This window comes from Luteolibacter sp. SL250, from assembly GCF_026625605.1.
In the GTDB taxonomy this organism is placed as follows: Bacteria; Verrucomicrobiota; Verrucomicrobiia; order Verrucomicrobiales; family Akkermansiaceae; genus Luteolibacter.
The window spans coordinates 1,843,372-1,860,822 of the sequence record NZ_CP113054.1; the positions used below are offsets into that span (position 1 = coordinate 1,843,372).

The 17,451-nt window shown below is 63.2% G+C and carries 13 protein-coding genes; 5 read left to right on the plus strand and 8 right to left on the minus strand.

All coding sequences use genetic code 11. The features are described 5' to 3' along the window. Positions 1-90 precede the first annotated feature (90 nt). Positions 91-1,014 (minus strand): sugar phosphate isomerase/epimerase family protein, encoded by a 924-nt coding sequence (locus OVA24_RS08175; protein WP_267674713.1) that lies wholly within the window; start codon positions 1,012-1,014, stop codon positions 91-93. A gap of 88 nt (positions 1,015-1,102) precedes the next feature. Further along, a complete protein-coding gene (locus tag OVA24_RS08180; RefSeq protein WP_267674714.1) occupies positions 1,103-2,149 on the minus strand; it encodes a PA0069 family radical SAM protein in 1,047 nt (348 codons plus the stop codon). Between the two features lie 133 nt (positions 2,150-2,282). On the opposite strand from OVA24_RS08180, the gene OVA24_RS08185 reads away from it, so the two are divergent. Next, positions 2,283-3,911, plus strand: coding sequence for a SpoIIE family protein phosphatase (locus OVA24_RS08185; protein WP_267674715.1), 1,629 nt, complete (start codon positions 2,283-2,285; stop codon positions 3,909-3,911). Between the two features lie 36 nt (positions 3,912-3,947). On the opposite strand, the gene OVA24_RS08190 is transcribed toward OVA24_RS08185, so the two are convergent. The 4 genes from OVA24_RS08190 to OVA24_RS08205 form a co-directional block, all read right to left on the minus strand. Beyond that, entirely contained in the window at positions 3,948-4,241 is a 294-nt protein-coding gene (locus OVA24_RS08190; RefSeq protein ID WP_267674716.1) for an SHOCT domain-containing protein, read from the minus strand. A 118-nt stretch (positions 4,242-4,359) separates the two neighbouring features. Further along, positions 4,360-6,129: a hypothetical protein gene (locus tag OVA24_RS08195; RefSeq protein ID WP_267674717.1), complete on the minus strand. Its 1,770-nt coding sequence runs from the start codon at positions 6,127-6,129 to the stop codon at positions 4,360-4,362. Positions 6,130-6,402: 273 nt separating this feature from the next. Beyond that, positions 6,403-7,992 (minus strand): alkaline phosphatase D family protein, encoded by a 1,590-nt coding sequence (locus OVA24_RS08200; protein WP_267674718.1) that lies wholly within the window; start codon positions 7,990-7,992, stop codon positions 6,403-6,405. Beyond that, positions 7,989-8,201: a hypothetical protein gene (locus OVA24_RS08205; protein WP_267674719.1), complete on the minus strand. Its 213-nt coding sequence runs from the start codon at positions 8,199-8,201 to the stop codon at positions 7,989-7,991. The genes OVA24_RS08200 and OVA24_RS08205 overlap by 4 nt, the downstream gene beginning before the upstream one ends. On the opposite strand from OVA24_RS08205, the gene OVA24_RS08210 reads away from it, so the two are divergent. Then, entirely contained in the window at positions 8,200-9,828 is a 1,629-nt protein-coding gene (locus OVA24_RS08210) for a glycerophosphodiester phosphodiesterase family protein (protein ID WP_267674720.1), read from the plus strand. The two genes, OVA24_RS08205 and OVA24_RS08210, sit on opposite strands and share 2 nt — an antisense overlap. Positions 9,829-10,136: 308 nt before the next feature. Here the strand turns inward: OVA24_RS08210 and OVA24_RS08215 are convergent, their stop codons facing one another. Beyond that, positions 10,137-11,549 (minus strand): alkaline phosphatase, encoded by a 1,413-nt coding sequence (locus OVA24_RS08215; protein ID WP_267674721.1) that lies wholly within the window; start codon positions 11,547-11,549, stop codon positions 10,137-10,139. 390 nt (positions 11,550-11,939) lie between these two features. Here OVA24_RS08215 and OVA24_RS08220 point away from each other — a divergent pair, with 390 nt between their 5' ends. Then, entirely contained in the window at positions 11,940-13,922 is a 1,983-nt protein-coding gene (locus OVA24_RS08220; RefSeq protein ID WP_267674722.1) for a DNA gyrase/topoisomerase IV subunit A, read from the plus strand. A gap of 24 nt (positions 13,923-13,946) precedes the next feature. Here the strand turns inward: OVA24_RS08220 and OVA24_RS08225 are convergent, their stop codons facing one another. Then, complete coding sequence (locus OVA24_RS08225) at positions 13,947-14,846, minus strand: LysR family transcriptional regulator (protein WP_267674723.1); 900 nt, start codon at positions 14,844-14,846, stop codon at positions 13,947-13,949. A gap of 143 nt (positions 14,847-14,989) precedes the next feature. Between OVA24_RS08225 and OVA24_RS08230 the strand changes: the two genes are divergently transcribed. Together OVA24_RS08230 and OVA24_RS08235 are read left to right on the plus strand one after the other, a co-directional pair. After that, positions 14,990-15,925: a 1-phosphofructokinase family hexose kinase gene (locus OVA24_RS08230; protein WP_267674724.1), complete on the plus strand. Its 936-nt coding sequence runs from the start codon at positions 14,990-14,992 to the stop codon at positions 15,923-15,925. Positions 15,926-16,062: 137 nt separating this feature from the next. Then, positions 16,063-17,409 carry a hypothetical protein gene (locus OVA24_RS08235; protein ID WP_267674725.1) on the plus strand — a complete coding sequence of 449 codons (1,347 nt, stop codon included), beginning with the start codon at positions 16,063-16,065 and terminating at the stop codon, positions 17,407-17,409. Positions 17,410-17,451: the final 42 nt, after the last annotated feature.

Here is a 17,451-nt window from a genome sequence, read left to right on the forward strand (position 1 = left end):
AACGAACCCACCCGTGGCCGGTCCTCCCCCCGATACCGCCCGCCGGTGGGTTTGCCTTTTCCCGCCCGGCGCGGGTGGAAAGTCATCGCGTCACAGGGCAAAGACGGCGTCCATCTGACGGGCGATCTCCTTGAGCCGCGCGAGATCCCCGCCGCCGACCTCCGCGGTGGCCCAGCCGCCGGGCTTCCCGTCCGTGGCGCGGAAATCGATCTCCGCGAGTGCCTTGTTCAGTTCCGGCCAGTTCTCATCCCCGCCGTCGATGGGGGCCTTGAAGCCGTCGCCGTCCTTTCCGGACTCCTTGGCCAGCTTCAGGCTGTAGCCCTTGATATCCAGCTTGATGAGGCGCTTCGCTCCGAGGGCGCGCACCCATTCGGCGGGGGAGGCTCCGTATTTGAGCATGTTCGAGTGGTCGAGGTAGGCACCGAGCCACGGGCTGGCGAAGGCATCCACGTAGTCCACGAGCTGCTTCGGCGTGGTGATGAAGTTGTTCCAAACCGTCTCAATGGCGATCTTCACGCCCAGTTCCTCCGCCAACGGCAGTGCCTTCTTCACCTCCGCGATGGACCGCTCCCACACTTGGTCGAAATTTTCCTTCTCCGGATCCTTCACCGCGCCGGGCACCAGCAGGACGGTGTCACCGCCCAGGTGCTTGCTGTCGCGGAGGGCGGTTTTCAGGCCCTCCAGCCCCTTTTCCCGGACGGTGGCATCGGGATCGGAAAGGCGGACATTCCAGTGGATGCTGTCCACCACGCCGTGGATGGCCAGGCCGTGTTCCTTGGCCAGTGCCTTGATCTCATCCAGATTCAGGTCGGTGGGGCTGTCGGCCTCGAAGCCGTCGAAGCCCGCGGCCTTGATGTTGGCGATGCGGGTGGCGAGGTTGTCGCCCTTGCTCATGCCCAGCTTCACGGCCTTGCGGTAGGGGGCTGTCCCGCCGGCGGCGGCGAATGCGGATGGCATGAAAAACGGGACGAGCCCGGCGGCTCCGGTGAGGATGAAAGCGCGGCGTGTGGGCATGGTTCCAGCTTCTAGCGGTGGTGGGGGCGGGGAGGCACTCGAAATCGGCTGAAACGGAAGGAAATGATGGTTTTCCATACCTGCCGGCTCAGAACAGCTCCCCCTGTCCGGGCATGACGCGGCGGAAGGATGCGGTGCTGAGTTGCGGGAAATGGGGATCCAGTCCGTGGCGGCGGCAGAGGGTGTGGAAGACTGCGTTGAGTTGCTTCGACTGTTCTCCGGTGCCACGGTTGCGGATGCCGGGGGTGGTGGCGTTCACGCTGCCGCCGTGGAACGCGCGGATGCGGCCCAGCACCTTTTCCTTTGCCAGCGGTTGGTGGCGGTCCAGCCAGCCGGAGAAGACGTCCTTCACCGCGCCGGGCAGGCGCACGACGGAGTAGGCGGCGAATTTCCCGCCATGGTCCGCCACGGCCTTCAGGATGGCGGGCAGCTCGCTGTCGTTCAGGCCGGGGATCATGGGCGCGGCGCTGACGCCGGCATGGATGCCCGCTTCGGAAAGTTGGCGGATGGTTTCCAGCCGTGCGCGGGGTGAGGAGGCGCGCGGCTCCAGCACGCGGGCCAGCTTAGGGTCCAGGGTGGTGACGGACAGATAGACGGCCACCGCGTTGTGGCGGGCCAGCTCCGCCAGGTGGTCGATGTCCCGCGCCACCAGCGCGTTCTTCGTGATGATGGTCACCGGGTTCCGGAAACGGGCCAGCACCTCCAGGCAGCGGCGGGTGATCTCCAGCCTCCGCTCCACCGGCTGGTAGCAGTCCGTCACGCCGGACATTGCGATTTTCCCCACCTTGTAGGACGGCTTTGCCAGTGCGGCCTCCAGCAGTTCCGGCGCGTTTTCCTTCACCACGATCTTCGACTCGAACTCCAGTCCGGCGGAGAAACCGAGGTATTCGTGGTAGGTGCGGGCGTAGCAATACGCGCAGCCGTGCTCACAGCCCCGGTAGGGATTCAGCCCGTAGTCGAAGGACAGATCGTCCGCATCATTCACCGCCAGCACGGACTGGGAGTCATCCCGCAGGAAGACGGTCTTCAGCGGCCGCGGGTCGTCATCCACCCATGCGTCGTCGTCCACTTCCACGCGCATCGCGGAAAAGCGGTTGGCCGGATCCGCGTCCGCACCCCGTCCTTTGGGAATCATGTGGGAAATCTTTCATAGTGTTCATGTGAACGCAATGAAAAGAGTTTTTCCGTCAAGGTGGGTGAACCGCCAAAGTGACCTTCCCCCGACTTCCCGGGTTGAACAGGTGGTCCGGATGGCGCATGGTGGACGGATGGATCCAAGCGGCGAACCCGGGCAGAACAAAGACAGCCTCCTACTGGAACGACTTGAACTTTCACTGCGGGCTTCCAGCGAGGGCTTGTGGGACTGGTCGCTGGATGATGGGTCCATTTACTACTCCCCGAGAGTTCTGGAGCTGCTGGAGGCGGGGGATGAGACGGATGCGCCGAATGTGTTCCTGCCGCCCCACGGCGCGATCCACGAGGATGATCTGGAGATGTTCGGCCGGGTGGTGGCCCGGGCGCTGGAACCCCACGGGCCGGACACACTGGCGATTGATGCGAAGGTGAGGACGGTGATGGCGGAGCCGCGCTGGCTGAGGATCCGGGGCACGATCGTAAGGGACTCACACGGACGGGTGGCGAGGATCGCCGGGTCGATGATCGACATCAGCCTGCGGAAGCGGGCGGAGGCGCAGGTGGAGGAGGAGCGTTTCCTGCTGCGGCAGCTCATCGACCACATCCCGGTGCAGGTTTATTTCAAGGACAGGGAGTCCCGCTTCGTGCTGGCGAACCAGGGGATGGCGGAGTGGATGGGGCTGGAGCACCCGGACCAGTTGCTGGGGAAACACGACCGGGATTTCTTCCTGGACCAGCATTCCGGTGAGGCGCAGGAGGATGAGAACCGGATCATGGCGACGGATGAACCGGTCACGGAAAAGCTGGAACATGAAACGTGGCAGGAGGGAACCGACGAAACATGGGTGCTGACCTCGAAGTTTCCGTGGAAAGACCGGAACGGGAAGCTGAAAGGGACCTTCGGTGTGTCCAACGACGTTACGGAACTGGTGAAAACGCGGCAGGAGGCGGTGGTGATGGCAAAGGAACTCCAGCAACGGAACCAGGCCTACGAGGAGGAACTGCAACTGGCGCGGGAGATCCAGCAGGCGCTGGCGGGCGGCGGATTCCCGAAGATCGCCGCAAAGGATGGCTCGTCACTGGCACTGGGGTCCCGCTACATCCCCATCTCCGGGCTGGCGGGAGATTTCTTCGAGGTCATCCCCATCTCACCGGGGCAGGCGGGCATGTTGATCTGTGACGTGATGGGCCATGGCGTGAGGGCGGCGCTGGTGGTGGCCATGTTGCGCGGCCTGCTGGAGAAGCAGCGCGGCCAGGCGGCGGATCCGGGGCTTTTCCTGAGGGGGTTGAATGACGGCCTCTCCTCCATCCTGGAGCGGGCGGGGACCACCATGTTCGCCACTGCCTTCTATGCCGTGGCGGACCTGGAGGAGGGCACACTGCGCTACTCCTGTGCGGGGCATCCCGCTCCCATCGCCATCGGCCCGGACGGCATCCGGCAACTGGCGGATGTCCGGGCGGAGAAAGGCCCCGCGCTGGGCCTCATCCGCGGTGCGGCCTATCCGACGAACGAACTGCCGCTGCACTCCGTGGACCGGTTGGTGATGTTCACGGACGGGGTGCTGGAGGCGGAAAGCCGCAGCGGCGAGCCGTTTTTCGAGAAGCGGTTGATGGAGATCGTGGGGAAACACGCGGCGGATCCGCTGGACACCCTGCTGGACTCCATCCTCGCCACGGTGCTGGAGTTTTCCGAGACGATGCAGTTCGACGACGACGTGTGCCTGCTGGCGATGGAACCACATAAGGCCGCCGTGGGGGTGTGATGACCCCGGCATGGCGCGGAAGGGGTAGTCGTTTTCTCAGACCTCTCCGATGATCTTTTCCCGCTTCGCCGCGTATTCTTCCTGCGTGATGAGTCCCTGCGCCTTGAGCGTCTCCAGTTCCTGCAGCTTTGCCAGTGGACCGGTCGATGGCGGCAGTGGCGGAGCCATCGTCACCGCCGGAGGCATGTTTCCGGGTCTGTTCAGCGCGAGGACCACGAGCACGATCACCGGGATGCCGACCAGGACGGCGAGCACCATCAGGATCATGATCAGCTCAGGCCCTCCGATGGGGCCGAGAAACGCCACTGGAGCATCAAGGTGATTCATCATCCCACGATCTTTACGGAATCAGTGAGAGCATCAATGGAAAAGCGACGTGGGGCGTCTGGTCTGGAGGAGGGATCCGGAAACCGGAGGCGTCCAGTTGGAGGCATGCAATCCGGAGCCCTCACTGTCCGCCGGAGGCGGGTTTGAAAAATCGTTGCGCACCCTTCCGCATGAGCGCGTCCGACATGCACGCCTGGTCGATGACATCAGCGCCTTTCCCGCGCCGCCATCCGTGGTAGCTGGCGATGGTTTCAAAAGCGGCGTTGAGTGAGCCTTGCATGGGATTGTGGAGAAGAAGGGTGACCTCGATGTTCTCCGGCAGTCCTTGGGGGAACAACAGACCGGCCCGCTCCAGCCGCTGCACTCCGGGGCCGAAAGAATTTCCGCCGGACAGGGCCAGTCCCATGATCATGGCATGGGGGTGGATCCAGCGGATGCCGGGCAGGTCGGGGCCGTTCGCGGTGTAGCCCGTGCCGGGCATACCCGCCTCCCCGGCGGACAGACCGAAGATCCCGGCGTTCGTGGCTGGAGCGTCAGGCCACTGTTCCTTCATGTAGGAAATCTGGCGTTGGAGTAGTTCCTGCCGCTGCTTCGGCCACACGGAGCCGACGATGAGGTCGGGGTCCTTGCGGTCGAAGTCGGGGAAGAACAGGCTCTGGATTTCCATGATGAACTCCACCCCGCGGAAGACGTTGCCTGTCGATTCCATACGGCCCTGCGGATGACGGTTTTCGATCATGGCTTCCAGCGCGAGCACCAGCGCGGTTTCTCCGCCCCAGTCGCGCCATTTCCCCACCAGAGGAGATTTCCCATCCTCCGCCAGGCCGTGGCTGACCCAACCCTCCGCGTCCGTGATCTCATCGAAATCCAACCCGTTGATGCCGGCATCGAGCGCGTCGGACACATCGATCAGATTGAGAATGGCGGCGGCCAGCCGCAGGGAAATAAGGGCAATGGCGGTATCGACGGTGCTGTACTCCGTGCCGGGGTGGATCCATGCGGAGCCGTCCTCCCGGCGGACGGTGAAGTGCGGTAGGAAACCCGCCGCCCGAGGCAGTGCCAGCAGCACGGCGGTGGTGTGGCGGATTTCGTCCGAAACCTTTTCCCTGTCCAGCAGACCCTCCGCAGCGGCGGCGGCGCTGGCCAGCGCGTGCATGCCGGTGGACGCCACGGAGTCGAACACACCGGCAGGGGCGTGGGCGCGGTCGCGGGTGAGCCCGCTTTCGGCGTCATGGCAGCGGCGGAGCTTGCCGAGGGAGACGCGGAACATCCACTCTTCCGGGGGGATGTCAGGGCGCTCCACCTCAAATCCCAGGCTGGTCACCTCCACCTCCGCTCCGGGCTCGATGATGAGGTTGATGAATTTCACCCGACCCAGTTCCACCGGCTGCAGTTCAAAGCGCAGCCTCGGTTGCAGGCCGGGGTTGAGGGGGATCTTCCGCTCCCAGACGGGCTTCCGTTCCAGGTCCGCCAGTTCCAGCCGGACTTCTCCCGTGCCGCGGATGTTCAGGGTCACCGCGCGGACCGGGGAACGGGTGGCGGGCGGCCCCAGAAGGCCGGTCACATCGGTGAGATCCATCTGCCGGTCATCCAGCGCCAGTCCGGCGAGAGAATGCCAGACACCGGTCCACTCCGCGCCGGCCTTCACCTTGACCGGACCGCCTTTCGACTCGATCCTTTCTTCGCCCGGACCCATCAAGCCGAAGTCGGTGCCGAGATGGGTGAAATTTTCGAAGGGGTTGATGGCCGCGCGCTTCTCCCCGTGGTCCTTCGGAAAGGAAATGGGATAATCCATCACCGGCTGCCAGACGATCCCCCCGGCCGCCTGGCAGGAAAGCCAGACCATGAGGAACCACCAGCGCCAAGCCAACATCGCGCGTATTTTCGGCATGCGGGCCAGTTGGCGCAAGCAAGCATTCTTCCGGTGATTATTCCTTCCGGTCGATCCGACGGATGCCATGCGTCAGGGCAGGCCCTGCAGGCCACGCGGACCGAGCGAAATCACTCCACCGATTCCGACCATAGTTCGGTCATTGAAATCCGGCGGGAAAGGAGTGATGTTGACGATGAGCGGTGGCTCAGAACTTTCCCGGGTTGCTGCTTGTTGAAGAATCCCGCACCGGATCGTCCGGGGCGGGATTCGAGCTTTTCCGGATGGTGTGGCTCAGGCTTTCTGCATTCCCGGACGGGTGTTCTCCACGACGAAGGATGCCGGGGTGTGGACAGGGGCACCGGGGCGGGTGATGTAGTCGACTTCCCGGAAGTCGGTGCGCCATTGGTTGGCGTCGATGGTGCAGCTCACGTAGCCGCGCCGCCTGCTGTAGTAGTTCACCCACGGGTTTTCCGACTTGAGGGACTCGAAGGCTTTGGTGGCGTCCTCTCCGTCGCCGTTGGAACTGATGGAGGTGCAGACGAACTCCGTGCCGACGACGGCTCCGTTGTTGTCCTCCGGTTGGAGGTTCAGGTCATTCGCCCAGTGGGTGTGGATGTCGCCGGTGAGGACGATGGGGTTGGTGATCTTCAGGTCGTGGAACGCCTTGAGCAGGGCGCGGCGTTCGAACTCGTAGCCGGACCACAGATCCATGCCGAATTTTTCCTCCGGTCCGGGTTGGCGGTCCACGCGGGCCATCATGACCTGCTGGGCCATGACATTCCAGGTGGGGCGGGAGGTGGTGAGTTCGGAGAGCAGCCATTCGCGCTGGATGGAGCCGAGCATGGTGCCGTTCGGGTTGAGCATCTCCGCGGTGGGGGCCTTCGAGCCGTCGCCGTTCGGCTGGTCGGTGCGGTACTGGCGGGTGTCCAGCACGTGGAAGTCCACCAGCTTTCCGTGACGGATGCTGCGGTAGAGCTTCATGCCCGGGCCGTCCGGCATGGAACTCTGGCGGAGCGGCATGTGTTCGTAGTAGGCTTGGTAGGCGGCGGCGCGGCGGTTGAGGAATTCCTCATAGGAGGCCGGACCTTTCTCCTCCGGGATGTCACCGGCGTAGTTGTTGTCGAACTCATGGTCATCCCAGGTGACGGCCCATGGCGCGGCGGCGTGCATCTTCTGCAGAGAAAGGTCCGTCTTGTACTGGGCGTGGCGGTTGCGGTACTGCTCCAGGGTCTTGATCTCCGGTCCCACGTGCTCGCGGATCTTTCCGCTTTTGCCGGGTCCTTCATAGATGTAGTCGCCCAGATGCAGGACGAGGTCCGGGGACTCCGCCAGCATGTGGTCATAGGCGGTGTAGTGGCCCGCCTCGAAGTGCTGGCATGATGCATAGGCGATCTTGAGCGGGGAAGTCTGCGCCGCCGGCCGGTCCGCGCGTTCCAACGTGCGGGTGCGGCCCTGCGGGCTGACGTCGCCGCCCGCCTTGAAATCATACCAATACCAGCGGTCCGGCTTCAACCCGGCCACCTCCACGTGGACGGAGTGGGCGAGGTGGGGGATGGCCACGGCCTCGCCCTTTGCCACCACCTTCGTCATCGCCTCGTCCTCACACACACGCCACTGGACCTTCACCGGCTCCGCGGGCATGCCGCCACCCTGGAGCGGTTGGGGGGCCAGGCGCGTCCAGAGCACGAATCCCTCAGCGTCCGGATCTCCTGATGCCACGCCCAGTGTGAAGGGATAGCCGGAAAAAACGGGCAGGCGTGTGCCGGTGCCCTGCTCGCCGAAAATGCGGCTGGTGCCCATGGCGATGAGGAAGGATGCGGAGCCGGCGAGATACGCACGGCGGGAAATGGAGTTTGGGTTGAAGTGCGGATGGGGATTCACACCTCGATGAATGCCAGCAAATCCGGGACGGAATCAAGGCACGTTATGTTCATCGTAAGTTTCTTGACCGGTCGTGGATTTCCGGATTCCGGGATGGTCTTGGGGGGATGGCTCATAAAGTATGGCGGGATCGTCACCGCAAAGCGCTGCGGGCGGCGGCGCGTAAAAGGCCCATCATCCGCCACGTATTTTACACGATCCAATTCCATGAAACCCATCCTCATCACCGGCGTCCTTTTCGCCTGCACGTTGTTCGCGTCCGCACAGCATCCGCGTTTTGTCGCGCACCGCGGTGCGTCGCACAAGGCGCCGGAGAACACCATCGCCGCGTTCAAACTGGCGTGGGAGGAGAATGCGGACGGCATCGAGGGGGACTTCTATCTGAGCAAGGACGGCGAGGTGGTCTGCTTCCATGACAAGGACCTGAAGCGCGTGGCGGGACGGGAAGGGAAGATAGAGGAGATGTCCTGGAGCGAGCTTTCCACGTTGGATGTGGGGTCATGGAAGAGCCCGGACTACAAGGGGGAGAAAATCCCTCGCCTGGCGGATGTGCTGGACCTGCTGAAGCCGGGAAAACTGTTCTACCTGGAGATCAAGGACGGCCCGGAGATCGTCGCGCCCATCGGGAAGATCCTCGCGGAAAAGAAGGCGGACCCGGAACAGGTGATCTTCATCGCCTTTGATGCGGAGGTGGTGAAGGAGTGCCGCAGGCAGCTCCCGCAGTTCCGCGCGCACTGGCTTTCCTCCCTGAAGGGCGCGGATGAACCGGGCAAGGCGGAGGCCTACGTGAAGGAGCTGGGAAGCACGGGTGCGCAGGGCTTCCAGTTCGACTGGCGGGCACCGGTGGGTGCGGAGTGGGTGAAGGCGCTTAAGGACAGGAAATACACCATCACCTCATGGACGGTGAATGACGCCGACGCAGCGCGGCGGATGATCCGCTACGGGGTGGATTTCATCACCACGGACCGGCCCGCGGGGCTGCGTGCGGAACTCAAGGATCCCGAAAAACTCTGGAACGTGCGGGATCACATCAAGCGGGAGGATTTCATGATCCAGAGCCATCGTGGTGCGGGGGAGTTGGGGCCGGAGAACTCGAAAGAGGCGTTCGGGTTGGCGTGGAGCCTGGGCACCATCCCGGAGGCGGACATCCGCACGACGAAGGACGGCGTGATCGTCGCGTTCCATGACAAGGACTTCCATCGCATCCTGCCGCATGAGACCGAGGAGGTGCGGAAGAAGGGCATCGAGCATCTCACGTGGAAGGAAGTTGCCGCGCTCGATATCGGCGTGTGGAAGGGGGAGAAGTTCAAGGGCCAGCGCGTGTCCTCCTTCGCGGACATCGTATCCCAACTGAAGGAGGATCCACGGCGCAAGATCTACGTCGATATCAAGAACGTGGACCTGAAGCAACTCGCGGATGAGGCGGACAAGGGGGGCGTCACCAGCCGGCTGATCCTGGCCAGCACGAAGCCGGACGTCATCCGCGGCTGGAAGGCGGTGGCGCCAAAGTCATTCACCCTCCACTGGATGGGCGGGGATGAGGCGGCGCTGGCCGCACGGCTGGACAAGCTGGAGGCGGAGCATTTCAAGGGCGTGGACCAGCTCCAGATCCATGTGCGCCGGAAGGACGGCGTGCTCACCCCGTCCGTGGACTTTCTCAAGGAAACCGGCCGCAGGCTGCGCGCGCGGGGTATCCTGTTCCAGACCCTGCCATGGGAGATGAAGGATGCGGAGACCTATCAGCAGCTGATGGACCTGGGATGCGCGAGCTTCGCCACGGATTTCCCGGATGCCGTTTCCAAGACGGTGACGGACTACTATGCGGGTAGTCGGTGAGGGGGGAGGTGCTCATGGCCGCGCAATGAGCGGAAAGGAAGCGTTTTCTCCGGAAGGGTTTGGGTGACGTGCTTGTGCTGATGCGGCATGTCAAGGGTGGCGGACCTCGTGATAGGTTCGGTTGACGGGGAGGATCCCAAGGGGCGGAGGTGCTCTGGTTGATGATGCTCCAACGCATCGCTCACTGTATCCGCCGCACAGACCATGCGGCATCTCCCCTTGGCCCTTTCGGAGAAGGGTCTTCCTTTCCGTCGGCGGCGCCGACGGGGGGGGAAGATGGCGCTATGGGAGAAAAGCCTTTCCTTTTCTCAGCCCAGCATCTCGATGAGATGGCCGTAGACATCGCTGTTGCGGACCATGCCGGTGAAGCGGTCGCACTGCGGGCCGAAGGCGGAGACGAGGGTGGGGTCGGTGGTGTGGGACGTGCCCGTCCAGCCGATGCCGGTATGGTTCCCCTGGATCTGACCGAGAAGTCCTTCCGGCTTGGCGAGCTGTTCGTTCCACTCAATGACCGGCTTTTTCGCGAAGATATCCAGCAGGGCGGAAATCTCGTTGTCCTCCGCGCCGAAGCCCAGACGGCTGGAGACCAGTCCTTTGAGGCTTTCCTTGTCGTCCGGGCGGGAGAGTTTCGTCCAGTCGGTGAACAGAGCTTCGTAGGATGCTTTCTGCTTCGTGATGCTTCCGAAAAGTCCGTTGGTCTTTCCGTAGCCTCCGCCGGTGCCGTTGAGGCCGGGGTTCGCATTGCCATGGTCGCTGGTGGCGATGACCAGGATGTCGTCCCGTCCCGCTGTGGTGGCAAGGACGTGGGCCAGAGCGTCGTCGAAGGCGATCTGGTCGTGCAGAAGTGCGCCGATGTCATTGCGGTGCGCGGCGTGGTCGATCCTCGCGCCCTCGATCTGCAGGAGGAACGGCTTGTCTCCCTCCAGGAAGCGTCCGAGAGCGGCGGTCGCCATCTCGGTCAGGGTGGGGACGGTGCGTTTCAGTTCATCGGAAGCATCGCGGTCGATGGAGTAGGGGATGTGTCCGCGGGAAAAGGTGCCGAGCAGCTTGGGTGACTTCGCGGCCAGCATGGCGTCACGGTTGCCCACGACGTCGTAGCCCGCTGCGGAGAACTCACCGGAGAGGTCGCGCTTGTCCGGGCGTTCGTCTTTGGAAAAGTAGCCGGAACCGCCGCCCAGCAGGACGTCCACGGTCTTCAGGTATTGGGTGGCGATCTCCTCCTCGTTCCCGCGCTCCGTGCAAACGGCGGCGAAGCCCGCCGGGGTGGCGTGGGTGATGGTGGCGGTGCTGACCAGGCCGATGCGGACGCCTTTTTTACCGAGGGCATGGGCCAGCGGTACCAACGGGCGGCCGTCCGGGCGGACATTGATCGCACCGTTGTTCACCCGCTCGCCTCCGCCCCAGGAGGTGGAGGCTGCGGCGGAGTCCGTGACCAGGGAGTTGGCGGAGGCGGTGTCCATCAGGCCGCGGGCGGCCTTGCGGTCGTTCATCAGGGCCCACCAGCGGGTGCCGGACTTCCGGGTGAGCTGGGACCATGCCTCCCCCAGCGTGAGGACGCCGGGACTCATGCCGTCGGAAACCATGAAAATGACACCCCGGATCTTTTTTCCGGCCTCCTTGGGCGGCTGGGCGGATGAGCGTGGCGCGGCGAAGGCGGCGAAGCCTCCGGTGAGCGCTGCGGTCTTCAGCCAGTCGCGGCGGGAGAAATCGGGTTTGTTCATGGGGGTAACTTCTAGATCGGCCCCCCGGGCACCGCAAGAACGGGAGCGCACTTTGTCGATACCGTCACCTCATTTGCAGGAGGAGGGTTTCACCGCAAAGGTGGGGAGAAGTGCCGGGTGATCCGTGATCGGTGATCAGTGGAAGACGGGATCGATGGAGGATGTGGTTCCGGGCGGATCATTTTCTGATGAGGTGAAATTTGTTTGCCGTTAATGTGTTATGGGGAATCTGGAGCGGAATCTGGAATCTGTTCCGATCTCTCCGGTATCATCATTCCCGCATTGATCACCGATCACTGATCACTTGGCACTTCTTCCGAAATGCCAGGAAGGGGGGTAGTCGCACCCCGGGCTTGCGCCTGCGGCCCGGGTCACCTAAACGTCCCGGCCATGACGCACGATCCGGACCAGCATTCCTCCCTGAAGGGGATGTATTCCGACTATTTCCTCGACTACGCCAGCTACGTCATCCTGGAGCGGGCGGTGCCCCACCTCAACGACGGCCTGAAGCCCGTCCAGCGCCGCATCCTGCACTCCATGGATGAGCTGGACGACGGCCGCTACAACAAGGTGGCGAACGTCGTGGGGAACACGATGAAATACCACCCGCACGGCGACCAGTCCATCGGCGACGCCATGGTGGGCCTGGGCCAGAAGGAACTGCTCATCGACACCCAGGGCAACTGGGGCAACACGCTGACCGGGGACGGTGCCGCCGCCCCTCGTTACATCGAGGCCCGGCTGACGAAATTCGCGCTCGACGTCGTCTTCAACCCGAAGACGACGGAATGGCTTCCCAGCTATGACGGCCGGAACAAGGAGCCGGTCACCCTGCCGATCAAGTTCCCGCTGCTGCTGGCGCAGGGCGTGGAGGGCATCGCCGTGGGTCTCGCCTGCAAGGTGCTGCCGCACAATTTCAACGAACTCATCGAGGCGTCCATCGCCGTGCTGCGCGAGCAGCCGTTCACACTGGTGCCGGACTTCCCGACCGGGGGCATCATGGATGCCAGCCAGTACAATGACGGCCTGCGCGGCGGAAAGGTGCGTGTGCGTGCCCGCATCGCCACGGACAAGAAGGGCCTGCTGCGCATCACTGAGATCCCGTTCGGCACCACGACGGGGAACCTGATGGATTCCGTCGTCGCGGCGGCGGACAAAGGGAAGATCAAGATCGCCAAGATCGAGGACAACACGGCGGCCCACGCGGACATCCTCGTCCACCTGCCTGCCGGAGCGGATGCGGAGAACACCCGCGATGCGCTCTATGCCTTCACCGACTGCGAGCTGAGCATTTCCCCGAACGCCTGCGTCATCGCGGACGGAAAGCCGGTCTTCATGCCCGTCTCGGAGATCCTCCGCCGCGTGACCCTCCAGACGAAGGACCTGCTGAGGCAGGAGCTGGAGATCAAACTGGGCGAGCTGGCCGACAAATGGCACTTCAGCTCCCTGGAGAAGATTTTCATCGAGAACCGCATCTACCGCGACATCGAAGAAGAGGAGACCTGGGAAGGAGTCATCACCGCCATCGACAAGGGCCTCACCCCGTTCAAGCCGCTACTCAAGCGCGAGGTGACCCAGGACGACATTGTCCGGCTCACGGAGATCCGGATCAAGCGTATCTCGAAGTTCGACTCGTTCAAGGCGGACGAGGAGATCAAGGCACTGGAGAAGTCCATCGAGGAAACGGAGAAGAACCTCCGCAACCTCACGCGCTACACCATCCGCTGGTATGAGGAGCTGATGCGGAAATACGGCAAGGACCGCGAACGGCGGACGGAGATTTCATCGTTCGATCGCGTGGACCGCACGCAGGTCGTCGCCGCGACGGAGACGCTCTACCTGGACGCGAAGAACGGCTTCGCCGGCTACGGCCTGAAAAAGGACGGCGAGCCGCTGGAGAAATGCTCCACGCTGGATGACCTCATCACCTTCACGGGAGATGGCAAGATGCGGGTGCTGAAGGTGGCGGAGAAGGTCTTCGTCGGCCAGAAGCCGCTGCGCGTGGCGATCCTGCGCAAGGACGAGGATCTCGTTTACTCCATGATCTACCGCGACGGCCGCGACGGGCCGATCCTGGCGAAGCGTTTCCGCATGGGCGGCATCACCCGCGACAAGGAATACGACCTGACGAAGGGCACGCCCGGCACGCGCATCCTCTACTTCGCCGTCCACAAGACGGAGGAGGAAAGCGCCCAGCAGATGCTGCTGGTCCACCTGAAGCCGGTGCTGCGGATGCGCAACCTGATCCGCCCGCTGCCGTTCTTCGAGTTCGGCATCAAGAGCCGGTCCAGCGCCGGGAACCTGGTCACCAAGCACGCGATCGAGAAGATCGTCCGCGCGCCGAAGGACTATGATCCGACGCTGGGTGCGTGATCCACGGGTCGCTTCGCCACTCCCTCACCGCAGCTCCGCCTGGATGCCCTGGAGAAGATTGGCGAGCTCCTTTGCGGCCATTGAAAGCGGTTGCGCCCGGCGCTTGAGCAGGCTGATGGTGCGCTCCGGATCGGGGTTCGCGAAGCGGCGGAAAACCAGCGATGGGTCATTGCGCGTCCGTGCGGCGAACTCCGGGACGACCGCGAAGCCCATGCCGGAGGCGACCATGGCGAGGGCGGTGCCGAGCTGGTCGCACTCCAGCCGGGCGTCCAGCCGCTTGAGCCGGCAGACTTTCAGGGTGCGGTCGGTGAGGCAGTGGCCGTCTTTCAGGTGGATGAGTTCCTCCGCCGCCAGTTGATCGGGGCGGGGGGCGGACTTCGCGCGGGACAGGGGGTGGTTCGCGGGCAGGGCGAGCAGCAGCGGCTCGCGGAAAAGTTCCTTCACATGGAGCGACCACTTCTTGAGGACCTGCGGCGCGACATCGCTCAGCACGGCGAACTCGATGGTCCCGTCGACGATCTGCTGGATCAGCTCGCCGGTGCGTGCTTCCTGGATCTGGAGGTCGATCTTGGGGTAGACCTCGCGGAACGGCTTGAGCAGCTTTGGCAACAGGTAGGGGGCGATGGTGGGGATGATGCCGAAGGTGACCCTGCCTTCCTGGGTTTCGCGCCGCTTTTCGAAGCGTTCGCGCAGCTTCCTGGCCTCATCGAGAAGACGGGTGGCATGTTCCAACAGGACCAACCCGGCGCTGGTTGGCTCCACGCCGCGCGGCCTGCGGTGGACCAGCGGCTCGCCAAGCTCATCCTCAAGTGCTTTGAGCTGCTGGCTCAGTGATGGCTGGGCGACCTGGCACGCCTTCGCCGCCGCAGTGAGGGATCCTTCGCGGATGATGGTGGTGAAATACTCGAGCTGGCGCAGATCCATGATCTGATCATCCCATAGACACGGGCTATGACAAGGTTCTAATCCATAAGTGATAGTGATGATTTGGATTGGGTTGCGCACTTTTCTGTTCGCTTCACCCGCAGGCATGTGGGGAGATGGCGGCAGGAAGGACCCCGGCAGCCATGGCAGAAATCATCACCATCACACTCAATCCTGCGATCGACCACACCGTCCATCTGGAGACATTTGTGCCGGGGAAGGTCAATCGTGTGGACTGGCATCACCGTCAAGCAGGGGGAAAGGGTGTGAATGTAGCGGCGCTGCTGGCCGCGTACGGGATTCCCTGCATGGCGACCGGATTTCTGGGGGAGGACAATCCCGCGCTTTTCGAGAAGCTGTTTCGTGAGACGGGCATCGACGATGCATTCATCCGTATCCCCGGAGAGACCCGAACCGGGATCAAGATCATCGGTGACAGGAGCGCAGGCACGACGGACATCAATTTTCCCGGACTGAGTCCTGATGGCGTTGGGTGGAGCAGGTTGGTCAGGACGGTGGGTGAACTGGCCACGCCGGGGAAGTGGTGTGTGTTCGGTGGAAGCCTGCCATCCGGGGTGGAACCCGCGCATTTCCGCGACCTGCTGGAGATAGCGAAAGCGGGTGGGGCGTGGGTTGCTGTGGATGCGAGCGGGGAGGCCTTGGCACTGGCGCTCGACCTGGGAGTGGATCTCATCAAACCGAACGAGCACGAACTGGCGGAGGTGATGGGCATCCCTCCGGAAGCGCTGGTTGCGGATCCCGCGCCGGTTCTGCGGCAGTTGGGGGAGGGGATCGGGCACATTGTCCTGTCCATGGGGGAAAAGGGGGCATTGTTCCACACGAAGGAAGGCACGCTCCATGCGAAGCCGCCGGAGGTGGAGGTCGTCAGTACCGTTGGGGCCGGAGACTCGTTGCTGGCCGGATATCTGGCAGGGTTGGTGACCGGACGGTCGCTGGAGGCCCGCGCCCGCCTGGCCACCGCATTCGCATGGTCCGCGTTGGAGAAAGTTTCCAGATCCCTTCCTGCGATGGATGAAATCCACGTCCGGATGGAACGGGTGGATGTGGAAACATGGTAGGGCGTGGCGGTCTGGTCCGTGGAGCTTGTTCATGGTATATCTGCCGCGTTCCACGGTGGGAACGGCTGATGGCGCGTTTCATTGACATGCCATGGCCAGGCGGATAGTTGGTTTTCCTAATGTATTTCGGAAAGCTCGTGCCCCCATTGCTATCCTGTGCCCTGGTGGTGCTGCCGGTTCATGCTGGCGAGTTTGTGGATAAACTGAGGGAATCCGCTTCGCTGGAGATCGAGAAATCCGAGACTGACGCACTCTTCAGGCAGGCGGAGCTTTCGCAAAAGTATGTCGCGGCGTTGAAGTCGCTGGAGGAGAGGGTCCGGACGACCGGGGATCTGGATGCGATCATCCGCGTGCGGGAGGAAGCGGACTCGATCACGAAGTCCGGGGAGGTGACTTCCCACGGGGACAAGGGCATCACGGACCTGCGGGAGAAATACATCGCGGCCCGAACCGTCATCATGAAGGACGCCGACACGGCGCGTGGGAAGGTCGTCGAATCGTTGACCAGGGCCATCCGCGAGAAGGAAGCGGCGCTGACGAAAGCGGGTCAGGTGGATGAGGCGCTGGCGGTGCGGAAGGAGGGCGAGCAGATGTTGCTGGAGCTTTCCGCCGGGACGCAGAACCAGGGGGTGGAGTTCGAGGAGGATGCGCGCGCCACAGGACCGACGGAGCTGAAGGAACTGAAGGAAATCAACGTCCCCACGACCGCGCCCGCCCTGTTCGAGAAACCATTCTCGATCAAGGGAACGTGGTTGGAGTCGATGACGCTCCCGCCACTGAAACAGAGGATCAGCGAGCAGGTGGTCCTTGGCGACAGGGGCAAGAAGAAGTGGCCGACCATCGTGCTGCCGAAAGGGACGGTCTGGTCGGGCAGGGACACGAGGATCTTTTCCTCGGCGGCCTACATCGTGGCGACGAAATCCTCCTTCGAGCGGTTGAAATTTCTCGGCGATCTGGCGAGTGATTCTTATTTCGTGAACTGCTCCTTCGACGAGTGCACCCTCAACCGCGGTGGCGGTTGGTGGGGTTGGGACCAAGCGTCGAAATACTATCTGGAGAACTGCGTGGTCGGCAAATCCCTGGCCTCCGCATGGAACGTGGTGGACAACGGATTCCGCGTGCGGACCAGCGTGTTCGAGAAGGTGGAACTGCCGACGGTCTCCTTCAAGGAGAAGGAGCCGGCGAACTATCTGAATCACCCGTGGTTCAGGTTCGAGAACTGCCGCTTCGTGGGGTGCAAGGTTCCGTCGAGTTTCGTGCTGGTGACGAGGGACTGCATTTTCCAGGACTGCGTTTTTGTGGATGATGAGGGCCTGAAGGAGGGGCAGAAGCCGATCGATGTGGTCATCTACGTCGGGCCGGGCGGAAGGTATGACATCTCGAAACTGCCGAAAAATGTGACCATCACCCGGAAGCCGGACACGGAGTGGAAAGGCGGGACCATTCCCACGGCGCAGGCGCTGCGGGATATGATGGCGTTCTGATGGCAGGAAAGGTGCCTCTGTCTGCCGACCCGCGTTTCATTG

What these genes read in the sequence shown, in the direction of transcription:
- OVA24_RS08175 (WP_267674713.1), bottom strand. Translation starts at nt 1,014, where the DNA reads ATGCCCACACGCCGCGCTTTCATCCTCACCGGAGCCGCCGGGCTCGTC.
- OVA24_RS08180 (WP_267674714.1), bottom strand. Translation starts at nt 2,149, where the DNA reads ATGATTCCCAAAGGACGGGGTGCGGACGCGGATCCGGCCAACCGCTTT.
- OVA24_RS08185 (WP_267674715.1), top strand. Translation starts at nt 2,283, where the DNA reads ATGGATCCAAGCGGCGAACCCGGGCAGAACAAAGACAGCCTCCTACTG.
- OVA24_RS08190 (WP_267674716.1), bottom strand. Translation starts at nt 4,241, where the DNA reads ATGATGAATCACCTTGATGCTCCAGTGGCGTTTCTCGGCCCCATCGGA.
- OVA24_RS08195 (WP_267674717.1), bottom strand. Translation starts at nt 6,129, where the DNA reads ATGCCGAAAATACGCGCGATGTTGGCTTGGCGCTGGTGGTTCCTCATG.
- OVA24_RS08210 (WP_267674720.1), top strand. Translation starts at nt 8,200, where the DNA reads ATGAAACCCATCCTCATCACCGGCGTCCTTTTCGCCTGCACGTTGTTC.
- OVA24_RS08205 (WP_267674719.1), bottom strand. Translation starts at nt 8,201, where the DNA reads ATGGAATTGGATCGTGTAAAATACGTGGCGGATGATGGGCCTTTTACG.
- OVA24_RS08215 (WP_267674721.1), bottom strand. Translation starts at nt 11,549, where the DNA reads ATGAACAAACCCGATTTCTCCCGCCGCGACTGGCTGAAGACCGCAGCG.
- OVA24_RS08220 (WP_267674722.1), top strand. Translation starts at nt 11,940, where the DNA reads ATGACGCACGATCCGGACCAGCATTCCTCCCTGAAGGGGATGTATTCC.
- OVA24_RS08225 (WP_267674723.1), bottom strand. Translation starts at nt 14,846, where the DNA reads ATGGATCTGCGCCAGCTCGAGTATTTCACCACCATCATCCGCGAAGGA.
- OVA24_RS08230 (WP_267674724.1), top strand. Translation starts at nt 14,990, where the DNA reads ATGGCAGAAATCATCACCATCACACTCAATCCTGCGATCGACCACACC.